The organism is uncultured Methanobrevibacter sp. (genome assembly GCF_902784195.1).
In the GTDB taxonomy this organism is placed as follows: Archaea; Methanobacteriota; Methanobacteria; order Methanobacteriales; family Methanobacteriaceae; genus Methanobrevibacter.
In genome coordinates this window covers 22,767-38,425 of record NZ_CACZTX010000016.1, presented here as the reverse complement: position 1 = coordinate 38,425, position 15,659 = coordinate 22,767, and the positions used below count along the sequence as shown (strand labels likewise).

Sequence of the window (15,659 nt, the reverse complement as noted above, 5' to 3'; positions counted from 1 at the left end):
AATAAAAAGAAATTAATAAAAAAATATCTTTCAAAGATTTATATAATTATAAGCGGAAATAGCAGCTACTGCACCTTCTCCACAAGCTACAATCCACTGTTTAACACCACCAGTTATATCACCTGCAGAAAAAACTCCTTCTACATTGGTAGCCTGATTCTTGTCAGTAATTATGTAACCGTTCTCATCCAAATCCACTCCTAATTCCTTAGCCAATTCATTGGAAGGATCATCACCAATAGCTACAAAGACAGCATCTGTTTTATAATCCTCTTCTTTGCCATTTCTTAAAAGAGTAACTGAATCAACAGCCATATCTCCTTTAATCTCTTCGATAGTTGAATTCCAAAGAACTTCAATATCATTTTCCTTCAAAGCATTTTGGAGGTGATGCTCACATCTCAATTCATCTCTTCTGTGAACCAATTTAACATTGCAACCAAGGTTATTAAGGTATAATGCCTCTTGAGCAGCACTGTTTCCTCCACCTACCATAAGAACATCCCTTCCAATGAAAAACATTCCATCACAGGTTGCACAGTATGCCACTCCACGACCTAAAAACTCTTCCTCACCAGGAACATTCAAATGCCTATGGCTTGATCCAGTTGCAAAAATGATTGTTTTAGTGAAGAATTCATTTTCACCGGCATCATCAGATGTCATCAATAAAGGAGAATTTTTAGTCTTTAAATTAAAGCCATCATCTGTTTTTTCAATTGATTCAATTACAGTATTTTCCAGAATTTCACAATAATTTTCACTTTGGGCCTTCATCTTTTGAATGAGTTCCATTCCAGCAATCAAGTCAAAACCAGGATAATTCTGCATCATAGGAACTTCCAAACCTAATCCTCCAGCCATTCCTTTATCAATGACTAAAGTTTTTGAGTTTTGTCTTCCAGCATACATTCCTGCAGTCAATCCTGCTGGACCTGCACCAATAATTACAATGTCATAATTCTCCATATTACACACCTAAATAAATATGAATTTAAATTTTTTTAAAATTGACTATTTTAAAATATGAATTTGAAGTTTTTAAAACTGACAAGAATTTATTTAAAAGAATAAATTAGGTCAAAATCTATAATAGATTTTGAATCTCTTCTCTAACAATCTTATTCACTAAACTACCATCAGCCTTTCCTTTAAGCTTTTTCATGCTCATTCCCATTAAAGGACCCATAGCACCCATTTGACGTTCCTTAATCATGGATTCGTTTTGGGTAGCGATCTCATGGATAATGTCTCTAACTGCATCTTCACTTAAAAGAGTTAAATTTGATTCATCAGCAATATCTGCTACATCAGCATCTGGCTTTTTGCTAACTGCAACCATCAAGTCCTTAATAGCATCCTTAGAGATTTTTCCTTCCTCAAGAAGTGAGAAGACTTCAACCAATTTATCTTCATCGAAGATTGAAACATCTATTCCCTCTCTTCTTAAATCCCTTAAATCTGAAACAAGGACAGAAGCAACAGTTGTTGGATCCACTTTAACCTTGCTTAATAATGATTCAAAAGTGTCTCCAAGCAATCTTCTAACGATTTGGCTAGCTAAATCTTCACTTAGCTTGTACTCTTTCTTGATTCTTTCCTTCTTCTCATCAGGAAGTTCCGGAAGGTTGTTTTTAATAGGTTCAACCATATCATTAGTGATTTGGAACAATGGAATGTCAGTTTCAAGATACATTCTGTTTGCAGTTGGAAGTGGTCTCATGTATTCAGTGTTTCCATCATCCAATGCCTTTCTTGTCTCTTCAACTACACCATCAAATGCCATGTTTGCTCTTCTTATGACCTCATTCAATGCATTAACTGTAACATCCTCATCGTGAGCTACAATGATGATTGCATCTTGAGGACCTATTTTCAAGAACTCTTTCATAGCATCCACTTCTTCAGCACCGATACCATATGCAGGCAATTCATCTGTGTGGAAAAGTCCTGAAACACCCATTTTCTTAGCATAGCTGGACAATTCAGTACCGAATCTTCTTCCAGGCTGAATCTCTTTACCGATAAGACCATCAAATCCTCTTAAGATAATACCCTTAATGCATTTTGCAGAGGACAATATTTTTGAGGAAGTGTCTTTAAATACTTCATCAAGGTCATAAATGGTATCTTCAACACTGGCATTTCTTTTAATGAGTTCATCTTTAATGTCTGCAAGAGCCAATTGTCTTTGAACCTCTCTTTCCACAATTTCAGGCATTAAATCAAGGTCTTGCACACCTTTGATTTCCACTCTTGCACCTCTAGTAATAGAGATGTTTACATCCTGACGGATTGTACCGATTCCTCTTTTTACATTAGTGCTTCTCAATACCTGACCAATCATATAAGCAACTTCTTTTATTTGCTCTGGATGGTGCATGGAAGGATCTGTAGTAATTTCTGCAAGAGGAATTCCTAATCTGTCAAGACGGAATTCTGTAAATTCATCATCGGAATCTATTCTTCTTGCTGCATCCTCTTCAAGCCCTAATGATTCAATAGCCACTCTACCGTATGGAGTGTCCAAGTAACCGTCAGTTGCTGCAAGACCGGTTCTTTGGAAACCACCAGTGTTACTACCATCAATTACCTGTTTTCTCATGGTATGGAATTCATCTACCATTTTCATGTTTAAGAGGGAAGCGATTGTAATACAAATGTCCAATGCTTCTCTATTCAATGCATGAGGTGGCTCATCATCAGTTTCAACAAGACAAGTGTGGCTATTGAATGATTCATATTTAAAGGTCATGTCCCTTAATGACTCTTGCAATGCAGCTCTGTCTATTTGACCTAATTCACTTTGAGTCGGCCTTAAGTTTCTTATGATTCCATCATCAAATTCATCATCAATAAGTTCAGTTGAACATGGACAGAAAAGCTTATGCTTAGTATTCAATTGTTGGTGAATTTCCAAACCCATCATAAGTCCAAGCTCTTCCCAATTTCTTTCAATCTTAGGAGTTTTAGACTTATCATTTTTGTTTCCTTTGTTTCCTTTTTTAGATTTGTTTTTAGCCATTTTCTACCCTCCTAATTCAAGAAATATTTAAGTGAAGAACTTTCATTCAATTCTCCAGCAACATTGGTTTGAATAATATCTTTAACTTCATTTACATCTTCAGTCTGTCCTAAAGCCCAAGCCAATTTCACATAAGCGGTTTCAGGAGTCATATCCATACCTGAAATTACACCTGCATCCTGCAATAGCCTTCCTGTACTGTAAACATTCATGTTTATTGTACCGTATAAGCATTGGGAAGTCATTACAACTGGAATGTCCTCATCGTTAGCTCTTTGAAGAGCATCAACCATGTAATCAGGAACATGTCCAAGACCGGTTCCTTCTATAAGCAATCCTTTGTATCCTTTGTCAATATGATAATCAATGATATCAGAACTGATTCCAGGGAAAGATTTTATCAAAGCAACCTTGCTTTCAATAGCTGTATTCAATTCCAACTCATTTTCTCCACGTTTTGTATATGGGAGATTGACTGATTTCACTTTTCCATCTCTTAAAAGAGCAATTGGCTCACTATCAATGCTTCTGAAGGTGTCTCTTCTGCTTGTGTGCATCTTACGTACCTTAGTACCTTTATGAAGTGCACAGTCACCATCATTCAATGTATTATGCATCAAGACAGTAACTTCTGCAATGTCAGACAATGCTGCACCACAGGAGTTGTAAATATTTAGGAATGCATCAGTAGAAGGTCTGTCTGAACTTCTTTGTGCACCTGTAATTACAATAGGAACAGGTGTTTTAATCATAAAGCTCAATGCAGCAGAGGTATAATGCATAGTGTCTGTACCATGAGCAATCACTATTCCATCAGCACCATTATTGATGTCATCAGCGATGGACTCTGCTGCCTTAACCCAGTATTCAGGTTGCATATTTTCAGATAAAATATTATACAAAGCTTTTACATCATAATTTGCAAGATCCAAAAGCTCAGGGTTTGCCCTTAACAAGTCTTCTGCAGTGAATTTAGGGTGTACAGCCCCAGTCTTGTAATCAATAATGGAGGACACAGTACCACCAGTGGATATGATGGAGATGTTTTGCTTATTAGGGTCTTTTTCTATTTTATCTCCTTCAAAACCTATCTTTGGCTTGTCTCCCTTTTCAATAAGTTCTATGTTTGCAGATTCAATGTTTACTCCAACATTATATCCGCTGTCAAGTTTAATTACAATATAAGCATCTTTCGCATCTTCAGATCTGTCAAGCAATATTCCCTCATAGGAAATATCTTCCTTTGTTACCTTTATTGTATCACCAATGGTAACATTGGCCTTATCTAAAAACTCTTTGGAAATTTCTTTATAAGTCATTTAATTCCTCTTAATCTTTTTGAATTATAATAATTAGTATCATTAAAATAGATTTCAAATCGTTTAAAAATCTATATTATATTAAATTATATTTATTAAAGTATATAATATTTAGTTATATTAAAAAAATAGTTAAAAATTTTTAAAAAAGAAAAATTAGTAGAAAATTTTTGAAAATTGTGGGAAATTTACAAAAATTCTAGAAAAATTAAAATAATAAAAATAAATAAGTGGACTGACCGGGATTTGAACCCGGGGCCTCCGCCATGCCAAGGCGACGATCTCCCATCTGAGCTACCAGCCCACAATAGTTAATTAAATTAAAATTAATTAATTAAAAAAAGAATTAAAGAATTAAGTTTTTAAAAAACTTAATTGAAAAACAAAATAAAAATAACAGTTACATCTATTATTTTATTGAATACATTGCACATTGTGCAAGAAAGTATCATTATATATAGCTCATATATAATCGAGGATAATATCGCCCTCGTTTAGGAATATTAACATTCCTAAAAATACTAGGAAACTAAAAAATACAGTCATAAACATTTAGCGACTCCATTTTTAAAGTTCTATATTTAAATAGAACATAAGAATTCTATATGATTTTGAAAAATAAAAAAATCATATATTATTTACTATTATAAAAAAACTGATATATAAATACATACTATTTTATCCTCAGATTGTTCGTATTTTCCAATATAAACTACAAACAATCTTTTATTTTAGAAAAAAATCGTGTTAAATCATTATAAATAATTATAAATCGTTATAAATTATTATGAATCATTATAAATTATTACAAAAGATAAAAAATTAGATTAAATTGTAATACTATTTTTATTCATCATTAACCTGGGAGGTTATCTTATCATACAAGATCTCAAGTGTCTCCTCACGCTTGTCCTTTTTCAATTCGCACTCCCACACAGTGAGAACAGTCCATCCCATAGCTTTAAGCTCTTCCTGATTGCGTGCATCACGTTCTCTATTTTTATAGAGTTTCTCCTCCCAATATTCAACATTGGACTTTGGCATTTTTGCATACTTGCATCCCTCATGAAGATGCCAAAAACAGCCATGAACAAAGACAGCAGTCTTGTATTTTGGAAGCACAACATCAGGACGTCCAGGATATCTTTTATCATTCTTTCGAAATCTAAGCCCTCTAGCGAAGAGATACTTACGAACAAGAATCTCTGGCTTAGTGTCCTTTCCCCTGATCCTTGACATGATGTAACTGCGTGTCTCCTTGCTAAATTTATCCGCCATGAAATCATCTCTAAAAAACATCACAATGGATGAAATTCAAATTATTATTAGTATTATTAGTATAATTAGTATTTTTAGTATTATTAGTATTCAGTTTAAAAAAAAAAAAATAATTTTTTTAAAATAAGAATTATTTATATTCAAAACTTGGCATCAATTCCAACTTGAATTTATTCAATTCATGGAGGTAATCAATTCTCTCTTTTGTCTTTTTATCACTAATTTCACCAGTCCGTATATACTTATCCAATACAGCATAAGTAAATCCAAGCTTCTCTTCATCAGATTGATTGGAGAGTCCATCAGTTGGTACTTTATCCACTAACTCCCCAGGTAAATTAAGGCTTCTTCCTATTTCCTTAACTTCAGTTACTGTGAGGTTTGAAAGTGGTGAAAAGTCACCAGCACCATCCCCATATCTTGTGGAATATCCCACCCAATCTTCAGACAAATTGCAATTGTTTGCTACCCTACCATTATTGGATTGGGAAACAGCATATAAAACAGACATTCGGATTCTAGGTGGAAGATTTATCTTGGTTTGCTCACTGATTTCTATGCCAGATAAGGACAATTGATCTAAAACTCCATTTACTGCATCCTTTACATTGATTATATGATACTTTATGCCTAAATGATTTACAAGAAGCTTAGCGAAATCAATGTCTGATTGAACATCATTAGGCATAAGAACTCCAATAACCCTGTCTTTACCTAAAGATTCTACACATAAGGCAGCAACTACAGCGCTATCCTTACCTCCAGAGATGCCTACAACAGCATTGCAACCTTTTCCATTTTCTTCAAAAAAGTCCTGAATCCATTTAACACATTGATCTTTAACATCCAATGCATCAAATTCGTAATTTTTAGTGATAATATCTCCTCTCTTAAAATTTTAAAAATAGGTTCTTTTCAAATAATAATTTCAATTTTTTATATAATAAACTTTTTTAAAAAAATTAAAATCATAAAAATAAGTTAAATTGAAAGAAATAGTGATAAAAATAGAAAAATGGATAAAATGAAAAAATAGAATAAAAATTAGTGAAAAAATAGAAATATTAATTTAAAAAAAAGAAAAAGAGTTAAGAGATTATCGGTTTTCTCTTAACCAAGTTGCTCCAGCTTCCAAAACCTTTAAGTTTAAATCAATGAGTTTTGGTTTTGCTGCAAAGGTATCCTTAATACCGTTTTCAAATGCCTCTTTAGATAAGATAGGGCTATCTGCACCTAATTCCATTAAAGCACCTAAAATTGCAGTGTTCATTGCCTTTGCATTACCTACTTCAGTTGCAATGGCTCTTGCTGGAATAGCAATGATCTCCACATCATCCTTTACATGAAGATTATCCTTATTGTAATCTCCTGCACGGGAATCATATAAGATTATTCCTTTTTCCTTAACATCTATTGAGTATTTTTCTAAAGCAGGCTTGTTCATTGCGATTAAGATATCACATTCTTCCACAACTGGAGAACCGATGGTTTTAGCTGAAATGGTTACAGAACAGTTGGAAGTTCCTCCTCTTTGTTCTGGTCCGTAACTTGGGTACCATGACACTTCCTTACCTTCACTACATGCTGCTTGAGCAAGGGTGAGACCGGTACTTAAAACTCCTTGACCACCGAAACCTACTATTTTAACTTTAATGTCATCAAAGTCCTCTTCGATTTCCTTGATTTCCTTGCTTCGGTCAATTCCAAAGACTTTATCAAGAGTTTCAATGGAGAAATCACTTACAGGTCTTTCCTTAGGTTCTCTTTCTTTGGATAAATCCCTAAATCTTTTTACAGGGAATTCCTTACCCATTTCATTAATCAAGAAGTCTTCAACACCTTCCACATCTCTTCTAATATTGGTTGGACAAGGTGATAAAACTTCAACGAAAGCATAACCTTTACCTTCCTTTTGAATCATTAAAGCTTTATTAATAGCTATTTTAGCTTTTCTAATAAGCTTTGGATTTGCTAAGGACACTCTTTCAATGAATACAGGTGCCTTTAGGTTATCCAATAATTCACATAAGTGCAATGGATATCCTGCAAAGTTAGCGTCTCTTCCATTTTGACAGGTTACAGTCTTTTCACCAATCAAGGTTGTTGGTGCCATTTGACCACCAGTCATTCCATAAACAGTGTTGTTTACAAAGAAAACCGCTAATTTCTCTCCACGGTTAGCAGCTTGCAATGTTTCATTCAATCCAATGGAAGCCAAATCCCCATCTCCTTGATAGCTCATTACAATAGCATTGTCTTCAGCTCTTGAAATACCTGTAGCAACTGCAGGAGCTCTTCCGTGTGCAGTCTGTACATTTCCACAATTGAAGTAGTAATAACCGAATACAGCACATCCTACAGGAGAAATCATTACGGATCTTTCTTGGATATCCAATTCATCCATCACTTCTGCAATCAATTTATGTAAAATACCATGACCGCAACCAGCGCAGTAATGAGTATTGTAAATGTCATTTCCTTTTCTAGGGAAGCTGTCATATAAGGATTCTGGCTTTTTAATAACTTTTTCTTCGATTTCAGTCATTTGAACTTTTTCAGTGTTTTCATCAGTTACTTTAATATTATCCATACTTTCACCTCCCTAATCTACAACCCTATGATTATAATAGTTATCATTGTCTAATTCTTCCTGATATTCCTTATCATTTAGGTAGCTTGCATCATAATCCTTTTCGTCACTTTGAACCTTGTGACGTTCATCACTTCCTACCATCTTATAGATTTCATTAAGAATATCCTTAAGCTCAATTACATTTCCACCCATTCTGTTTACCAAATGGACATCATCGTAATTAGCTGCTGCCTTAACATCTTCTCTTAATTGACCGTTACTCATTTCAACAGAAACAAATTGAACACCTTTATCTGCCAATTCCTTAATTCTTTTCTCTGGGAATGGGAATAAGGTGATTGGTCTTAAGAGACCTAATTTAATGCCTTTTTCTCTTGCAACATCAACAGCAGTTCTGGATAATCTGCTGCTTGTTCCGTAAGCTACAATTACAATTTCAGCATCTTCAACCATATACTCCTCATAGACAACTTCATTTTGCCTGATGGTTTCATACTTTTCTTGAATTTGGAAGTTGAAATCCTCTAATTGATTGAAGTCAAGGAAAATGGAAGTTACTAAATTGTTCATGGTTTCCTTATTTCCCCTTACAGCCCATGATTCATCAATCTTAGGTTCAATTGCCTCCTTAGGGAATCTTAAAGGTTCAGCCATTTGACCTAATACAGCATCAGCAAGCACTACAACAGGGTTTCTGTATTTGTTTGAAAGCTCAAATGCCTTCATGGTGAAGTCACACATTTCCTGAACGCTGTTAGGTGCCAATACTATATTCCTATAGTTTCCATGACCTCCACCTTTTACTATTTGATTATAATCTCCTTGTTCAGGACCGATATTACCTAAACCAGGACCTGCTCTCATTACATCTACAATAACTGCAGGCAATTCTGCACCAGCTAAAAAGGTGAATCCTTCTTGCATTAAGCTGATTCCAGGCCCAGATGATGCACTCATAACTCTGTGACCAGTTGAAGCTCCACCATAGATCATGTTTACAGAAGCCTCTTCACTTTCAGCCTGTACAAATTTTCTTCCTACCATTGGGAAATATTTGGATGCCTCATGGAGAATCTCACTTGCAGGGGTGATTGGATAGCCAAAGAAACAATCACAACCAGCATATAATGCTCCAATGATTACAGCGGTATTTCCTTTTACAATTTGGTTACTCATTTAAGCATCTCCTTTAGGTTTTCTAGTCCTTCTAGGAATATGAACTTCAATAGCTAATGGTTCAGGACAAGTGTAATAACAATCTCCACAACCAATACAGCCTTCTCCAGTATATTCTGCATATTGATATCCACTATCATTAATCTCTTCACTTAATTTAAGGCATTCCTCTTTGCAAGCGCTTATACATCTTAAACATGCCTTACAATTGTTTTTGCTAATGACAGGATATGGTTTAATTTGATTTACATTCATTTATTCACTATCCTATAATAAATTTAATTTTTTAATTTTTTGAAATTGTATAATTTAATAAGATTGATTATTGATTTTTAAACTTAATCTGATTATTAATTGAAAAGTTTAAAAAAAATAATAAGAAGAGAAAAATAATTATTTAAGTTTATTCTCATCTTCAGTTCTGATTATCTTTCTTTGAATCTTACCACTGATTGTTTTAGGCAATTCTTCAACAAACTCAATCATTCTTGGATACTTATAAGGAGCGGTTTCATGCTTTACATGATTCTGAATGTCCTTTTTAAGCTCTTCACTTGGCTCGAATCCCTTTGCAAGAACGATTGTTGCCTTAACAATTTGGCCTCTCAATTCATCAGGAACACCAGTAATTGCACATTCCAATACTGAAGGGTGGGAAATTACTGCATTTTCCACTTCGTACGGTCCAATACGATAACCTGAAGACTTGATTATATCATCATTTCTACCAACAAATGTGTAATAACCGTCTTCATCAACATATGCAGTGTCTCCACAGTGGTAATAACCATCATGGCACACTTCATCAGTCTTCTCTTGGTTTCTGTAATATTCCTTAAATAAACCTACAGATCTTTCGCCAGTTATATCAAAACAGATTTCTCCTTCAGAACCGATATCTACAGTATTGTGGTCAGAGTCTAAAAGGGTTACTTTAAATGCAGGGGATGGTTTTCCTACAGAACCTGTTTTAGATTCCATCCAAATGAATGTAGCCAATGAAAGAGTGGTTTCAGTTTGACCGAATCCTTCTTTAATTTCCAATCCAGTGAATTCCTTGAATCTTTTAAATACTTCCGGAGGCAATGGCTCTCCAGCAGTAGTTGCATATTGGACATTTGAAAAGTCAAATTGGGATAAGTCTTCCTTAATCAAGAATCTGTAGATTGTTGGAGGTGCACAGAAAGTGTTTACATTGTTTTCAATGATCTTTTCCATTAAATCCAAACCATTGAATCTTACATAATCGTAAACAAATACTGCAGAACCTGAAATCCATTGACCGTAGTAGTTACCCCATACTGCTTTACCCCATCCGGTATCAGCAGATGTGTGGTGAACACCGTCTTCTACAACATTATGCCAGTATTTAGCAGTAATTAAGTGTCCAATTGCATAAGTGTGAGCATGTGCAACCATTTTAGGGTTTCCAGTAGTACCGCTTGAGAAATAAATGAGGAAAGTCTCATCCTCGTGAGTTGCATCTTCTCCAGTTGGCCTTTCAAACTCATCACTCATTTTAGCAAGTTCCTCATCAAAGTTTAACCAACCTTCCTTATTGATATTTCCTACGAGAGCCTTCTTAAGCTCAATGCCTAACTCTTGTTCACAAGCTTCATAATCTGGAATCAATTGGTCCTCTTCAACAGAGACAACCATCTTAATGCTTGCATTTTCCACTCTATATATAATATCATGAAGCTTTACCATGTGAGTGGTTGGAATAGCTATTGCACCGATTTTGTGAAGTGCAGTCATGCAGATCCAGAATTCATACCTGTTTTTCAAGGTAAGCAATACTGCATCCCCTTTGTTAATTCCTTGTGATTTGAAGAGGTTTGCAGCCTTATTGGATAATTTTTTCATATCCAAAAAGGTAAACACCCTTTTCTCGTTATCATCACACCAGATTAATGCAAGCTTTTCTGGGTCTATTCTTGCATATTCGTCCACTACATCAAAACCAAAGTTAAAGTCCTTTGGTACATTAAATTCAAAATTATCGTAAAAATCCTTGTACGATTTAAAATCAACTCTGTTTACAAAGTTTCCTATTAAAGATGTCATTTTATCACTCTATTTTAATCTAAGCTAATATTCCCCTTGAATATAGCCATTAATCCTTCTTATTTTATTGTAAATTTTTCTGTCAAATATTCATTATTTAAATATAATTTTTTTCAATATGCTCAGTCAAATATTCATTAAATATTCTATTTCAATTACATGATTACAGCTAAAAATTTAGCTTTTTCATCATTTAAAGCAATCATTGCATGTTCACAAGTTGCATCAAAGAATATAGAATCTCCTTCGTTTAAAATAATCTCATTGTCTTTAATGAATATTTTAACGGTTCCTTCAAGAATATAGTTAAATTCCTGACCGGCATGTGAATTCAAAGAAGGAATAGCATCTTCTTTAGGATCAACAGTTACAATAAACATTTCAGCTTTTTTATGAACAAATTTCTTACATAAGTTTTCATACTTATATTCTTTCCTTCTGTCAACAGCAAAACCTTTATCTGCTCTTGTTACATCAAAATAAGTCATACGAGTTTCTTCACCAGTAAGAATCAAAGCTAAATCAACATTGAAAATCTGTGCAATTTGGTATAAGAAACTAGCTGGAATGTCAATAATACCATTTTCATATGAAATATAAGTTTCTTCGTCTACATCAATTCTTCTGTTGTAATATCGGACAATTCTCTTAATTCTCTAATCCTCATTCCGATATCTTTGTTTACGTCACTCATTTTAACCATCTTTTGATTTTTGTTTTTTAAATAAATTCAATTTGTACATTAATTTTTTTCTAAATGCCATATTTATATAAATTTTACATAATCTCTTTAATTTCATATTATTATATAAATAATTATATAATACATAGCATTCAATAGATTTGTAATTAAACTAATATAAATATTATGGTAAAAACCACTTAGAAACTATAAAAAAATAATAAAATTAAGAGATTTTGCTTTATTAACTAAATTAAGAATATTATTCAAGCGATATTGAAATAAAGACTTGATATGGTTATATTTTTTGAAAATAAAGGAAAATTTCATGGAATTTCAACAAGAAAATTAAAATTTAAAATGATTTTTATAAAAAAGTTTATATTAAATAAAACAATAATAATAAACTAATTAATAAAAACTTTAATTTACATTATACTGAAATAAATGGAGGGACTAGTATGGTAAATAGAGAAGACTGCGTAATATTTAAACAAGAATACGGAAACGAATTATTAGTTAATCAAGCACACGTTGGAATCAGAACAAAAGAAGATGGAATGATGTCTTTTAACCTCAGAGTTCCTAAAGATCAAATCAACGAAATTGAATCATACTTTAAAGGATTTAAAATCCCTGAACCAATTCTCATTGACATTGCATGCACTGGAAATATCCACTGCTACTTTAAGGGAATTTCTCCAATCATTGAAAAACCTGAATATTCCTTTATTTCAGTGACTGTTCAAGAATTAAAACAAGAAATAGTCGATGAAGAACAGGAAATCGGTATTCCTGCACATGAATGTGTTGGCTGTGGTTTACACTAGTTCAAGCTTTTGAACTTTTTGTAAAACATTTACCAACTTTTACTTTTTTTACTTTTTTTATATTTTAAATAAATTTTCTATTTTTACACAACTGTTTTTTCACACACTTTTTTAAAGCTTCTCTCATAGAGTTTTATGCACACAAATCCAATGAAAGAACCTAAGACCATACCTATTATTGCACCTAAATAAACTCCAAATATTCCCATTTTAAGCGGAATTGCAAAGATATAAGCAAAGAAAACGCTTAAAATCAATTCTCTTAAAATTGTCAATGCCAATGACTTGAATCCAGAACCTACACCCTGATAAACATATGCTGCAGTTGCTCCAAATGGAATGAAAAGATTATAGAAAACCATTATCCTAAGAACCTCTGCAGTTCTTGAAATCATTTGAGGATTTCCATTTATGAAATTGAATCCCTCTGAAATCGGATATGCAAAGACAAAGAATATAGCGCAAATTATCAAGGTTATAATAAAACTGATGAAAGTTGAATAGTTTATTGTTGTCTTGAAGTTTTCATAATTTCTAGCCCCATATGCAATTCCTGAAACTGTTATTGTAGAGACCCCAATAGCTATGCATGGCAGGAATCCAATGGAAACAAATCTCCATACAACTGTAAAAATAGCAACTTCCATTGTACCAGCAGTTATGAAAATCAAATAATTGAAGCAAATAGCTACAATTGAATAAATCACCTCTTCACAGCTTGCAGGCAAGCTTACCAAAAGGATTTCCTTATATATTTCCATTTTTCTATGATAATACTTTAAGCTTAATTTTATGAAAGTGTCCCTTTTAATAAAATACCAATAAAGCATCATAAGCAAGTTTGCAAGTGTAGACAACACTGTTGCAATAGCTGCTCCCTTAATGCCCCAATTAAAGTAATAAATAAAAATAGGATCCATTACCATATTCAATATTGCATTGACAACCAAAGGCACCGCCGATCTTCTAATATCCCCTTCTGCTCTAAAAAGACTTGAAACCACTGCTGGAAAGAGTATAATATAACTAGTTAAAAAGATAATCATCCCATAGTCCATTGCAAAATCAATTACTTCACTGGCTCCAAAGAGAATAAGCAAATCCCTTAAAAAGAAAACTCCAATCAACAAAATAAGAATGGATACTATTGATGCAAGTACAATACTGTGAATAGCTGCATTATTGGATTCCCCATATTGTTTGGCACCAATCAATCGTGAAATCAAAGAATTGGCACCTGCACCAATCCCCACACCAAAACCAATAATAACCAAGTACAATGGAGACATGAATCCTAAAGCGGCAAGTGGTCCAGAGCCAAGTCCACTTACCCACATACTGTCAATTAGGTTATTTGCATACATCAATAGCATAGACAATATTGTAGGATAAGCCAGCCTATTAATTGCTTTTTTCGGATCTCCGATTATTGACTCAATATTCTTATTGATTTCCATAAGAATATATTGTGTTCTTATAGTATAAAAAATTAAAAATAAAAAATAAAACTAAAAAAATAAAAATAAAATTTGAAAGAAAAAATAATTAAAAATTTAGGAAAAAAAGAAAAAATAGAATAAAATAAAAAATGTTTACTATGTTATCTACATAGTAAACTAATTATTAATTAAAAAAATAAAATGATTCAATTTAATGAATTTTAGCTATCACAGAAATGATACGAGTTAAACTTCTATGCATTTTAATCTCATACCTTTCCAATAATATGAAACCTACATCATTGAGCAGTGAATCGATATCTAATGTATGTGGACTAGCCATCACTAAAAGTGCATCTTTCTTCATACTGTGTTCAATTGATTGCAAGAATTCACTGAAAATACCAGAGGCACCTTCACCACAAGTGGTTGTGGAAATTCCATAAGGAGGATCTGTTACAACTGCATCAACCTCTTCATACATTTCAAGTTCACGGACATCAACTACATGAGTCTTATAGTCTGTGATTCCTGCATATTCCAAATTGGTTGCAGTTCCTTTTTTCATCTTCCAATCAATGTCACAACCGATTACCTTACATCCAATAAGACCTGCTTCAATAAGGATTCCTCCAGTACCACAGAAAGGATCAAGCACAACATCCCCCTCTTTAACCCTAGCTAAATTAGCCATACATCTAGCAAGTTTAGGGCTCATGCAACCTGGATGGAAAAATGGTCTTTTATGAGGTTTCATTTCTTCAAAATACTTCTTATTAAGTTGATATTTTCCAAAGCAAAGATAAACATGACTTTGATGAGCTACAACTCTGATAAATGATTTTGGGTTTGATAGGTTAACTGAAATATTTTCAGTGTTTGTTAGAATCAAATGACCTACTCTTCTTTCAGTAGCCACCGTATCTATTTCAGTATTGAATCTTTTTACTCTAACTGCAAAGTTCTCATCAACAAATTCTGACCAGTCAATAGCTTTAACAGCACTGTCCAAATCTTCATAATCACATTCATCAATCAATTGATGAACCTCATGAGTATAACCTAACCTTCTAACGAAGATTCTATAATAATCATCAAAAACATCTTCTTCAAGATTTCTTAAAATAACCAATCCCGGACAAACAATTTCCATTTCTGTCTCTATTTCCTCAATTTCCAATACGGCTCTAAGTTCAGCCAATGGTAATTTGTCATGTTCCTGTGATAAGATTAACAATAAATCCATTTTT

12 protein-coding genes, 1 tRNA gene and 1 pseudogene are annotated in these 15,659 nt (G+C 33.3%); 1 reads left to right on the top strand and 13 read right to left on the bottom strand.

Annotated features, from left to right (window positions below):
- Positions 1 to 30: 30 nt before the first annotated feature.
- From QZU90_RS09370 to QZU90_RS09320, 11 genes and pseudogenes are all read right to left on the bottom strand, one after another.
- Positions 31 to 969: an NAD(P)/FAD-dependent oxidoreductase gene (locus QZU90_RS09370; RefSeq protein ID WP_295607759.1), complete on the bottom strand. Its 939-nt coding sequence runs from the start codon at positions 967 to 969 to the stop codon at positions 31 to 33.
- A 118-nt stretch (positions 970 to 1,087) separates the two neighbouring features.
- Positions 1,088 to 3,025: a Glu-tRNA(Gln) amidotransferase subunit GatE gene (gene gatE, locus QZU90_RS09365; protein ID WP_296856818.1), complete on the bottom strand. Its 1,938-nt coding sequence runs from the start codon at positions 3,023 to 3,025 to the stop codon at positions 1,088 to 1,090.
- 11 nt (positions 3,026 to 3,036) lie between these two features.
- On the bottom strand, positions 3,037 to 4,344 hold the full coding sequence (gene gatD / locus QZU90_RS09360; RefSeq protein WP_296856817.1) for a Glu-tRNA(Gln) amidotransferase subunit GatD: 1,308 nt from the start codon (positions 4,342 to 4,344) through the stop codon (positions 3,037 to 3,039).
- Between the two features lie 231 nt (positions 4,345 to 4,575).
- Positions 4,576 to 4,648, bottom strand: a tRNA-Ala gene (locus QZU90_RS09355).
- 542 nt (positions 4,649 to 5,190) lie between these two features.
- Positions 5,191 to 5,622, bottom strand: coding sequence for a very short patch repair endonuclease (locus QZU90_RS09350; protein ID WP_296856816.1), 432 nt, complete (start codon positions 5,620 to 5,622; stop codon positions 5,191 to 5,193).
- 130 nt (positions 5,623 to 5,752) lie between these two features.
- Entirely contained in the window at positions 5,753 to 6,472 is a 720-nt protein-coding gene (gene nadE / locus QZU90_RS09345) for an NAD(+) synthase (RefSeq protein ID WP_296856815.1), read from the bottom strand.
- Positions 6,473 to 6,718: 246 nt separating this feature from the next.
- Complete coding sequence (locus QZU90_RS09340; RefSeq protein WP_394350211.1) at positions 6,719 to 8,212, bottom strand: 2-oxoacid:acceptor oxidoreductase family protein; 1,494 nt, start codon at positions 8,210 to 8,212, stop codon at positions 6,719 to 6,721.
- Positions 8,213 to 8,224: 12 nt separating this feature from the next.
- A complete protein-coding gene (locus QZU90_RS09335) occupies positions 8,225 to 9,391 on the bottom strand; it encodes a 3-methyl-2-oxobutanoate dehydrogenase subunit VorB (protein WP_295607769.1) in 1,167 nt (388 codons plus the stop codon).
- Positions 9,392 to 9,646: a ferredoxin family protein gene (locus QZU90_RS09330; RefSeq protein WP_296856814.1), complete on the bottom strand. Its 255-nt coding sequence runs from the start codon at positions 9,644 to 9,646 to the stop codon at positions 9,392 to 9,394.
- Positions 9,647 to 9,784: 138 nt separating this feature from the next.
- Complete coding sequence (locus QZU90_RS09325; RefSeq protein WP_295607773.1) at positions 9,785 to 11,458, bottom strand: AMP-binding protein; 1,674 nt, start codon at positions 11,456 to 11,458, stop codon at positions 9,785 to 9,787.
- 155 nt (positions 11,459 to 11,613) lie between these two features.
- A pseudogene (locus tag QZU90_RS09320) lies at positions 11,614 to 12,152 on the bottom strand (helix-turn-helix domain-containing protein).
- A 449-nt stretch (positions 12,153 to 12,601) separates the two neighbouring features.
- On the opposite strand from QZU90_RS09320, the gene QZU90_RS09315 reads away from it, so the two are divergent.
- A complete protein-coding gene (locus QZU90_RS09315) occupies positions 12,602 to 12,970 on the top strand; it encodes a hypothetical protein (RefSeq protein ID WP_296856813.1) in 369 nt (122 codons plus the stop codon).
- Between the two features lie 83 nt (positions 12,971 to 13,053).
- Here QZU90_RS09315 and QZU90_RS09310 read toward each other — a convergent pair whose 3' ends face one another.
- On the bottom strand, positions 13,054 to 14,427 hold the full coding sequence (locus QZU90_RS09310; RefSeq protein ID WP_296856812.1) for an MATE family efflux transporter: 1,374 nt from the start codon (positions 14,425 to 14,427) through the stop codon (positions 13,054 to 13,056).
- A gap of 193 nt (positions 14,428 to 14,620) precedes the next feature.
- The gene (locus QZU90_RS09305; protein ID WP_295607782.1) at positions 14,621 to 15,655 is read right to left on the bottom strand and encodes a TIGR01177 family methyltransferase; all 1,035 of its coding nucleotides are present in this window, start codon (positions 15,653 to 15,655) and stop codon (positions 14,621 to 14,623) included.
- Between the last annotated feature and the right edge of the window lie 4 nt (positions 15,656 to 15,659).

What these genes read in the sequence shown, in the direction of transcription:
- QZU90_RS09370 (WP_295607759.1), bottom strand. Translation starts at nt 969, where the DNA reads ATGGAGAATTATGACATTGTAATTATTGGTGCAGGTCCAGCAGGATTG.
- gatE (WP_296856818.1), bottom strand. Translation starts at nt 3,025, where the DNA reads ATGGCTAAAAACAAATCTAAAAAAGGAAACAAAGGAAACAAAAATGAT.
- gatD (WP_296856817.1), bottom strand. Translation starts at nt 4,344, where the DNA reads ATGACTTATAAAGAAATTTCCAAAGAGTTTTTAGATAAGGCCAATGTT.
- QZU90_RS09350 (WP_296856816.1), bottom strand. Translation starts at nt 5,622, where the DNA reads ATGGCGGATAAATTTAGCAAGGAGACACGCAGTTACATCATGTCAAGG.
- QZU90_RS09340 (WP_394350211.1), bottom strand. Translation starts at nt 8,212, where the DNA reads ATGGATAATATTAAAGTAACTGATGAAAACACTGAAAAAGTTCAAATG.
- QZU90_RS09335 (WP_295607769.1), bottom strand. Translation starts at nt 9,391, where the DNA reads ATGAGTAACCAAATTGTAAAAGGAAATACCGCTGTAATCATTGGAGCA.
- QZU90_RS09330 (WP_296856814.1), bottom strand. Translation starts at nt 9,646, where the DNA reads ATGAATGTAAATCAAATTAAACCATATCCTGTCATTAGCAAAAACAAT.
- QZU90_RS09325 (WP_295607773.1), bottom strand. Translation starts at nt 11,458, where the DNA reads ATGACATCTTTAATAGGAAACTTTGTAAACAGAGTTGATTTTAAATCG.
- QZU90_RS09315 (WP_296856813.1), top strand. Translation starts at nt 12,602, where the DNA reads ATGGTAAATAGAGAAGACTGCGTAATATTTAAACAAGAATACGGAAAC.
- QZU90_RS09310 (WP_296856812.1), bottom strand. Translation starts at nt 14,427, where the DNA reads ATGGAAATCAATAAGAATATTGAGTCAATAATCGGAGATCCGAAAAAA.
- QZU90_RS09305 (WP_295607782.1), bottom strand. Translation starts at nt 15,655, where the DNA reads ATGGATTTATTGTTAATCTTATCACAGGAACATGACAAATTACCATTG.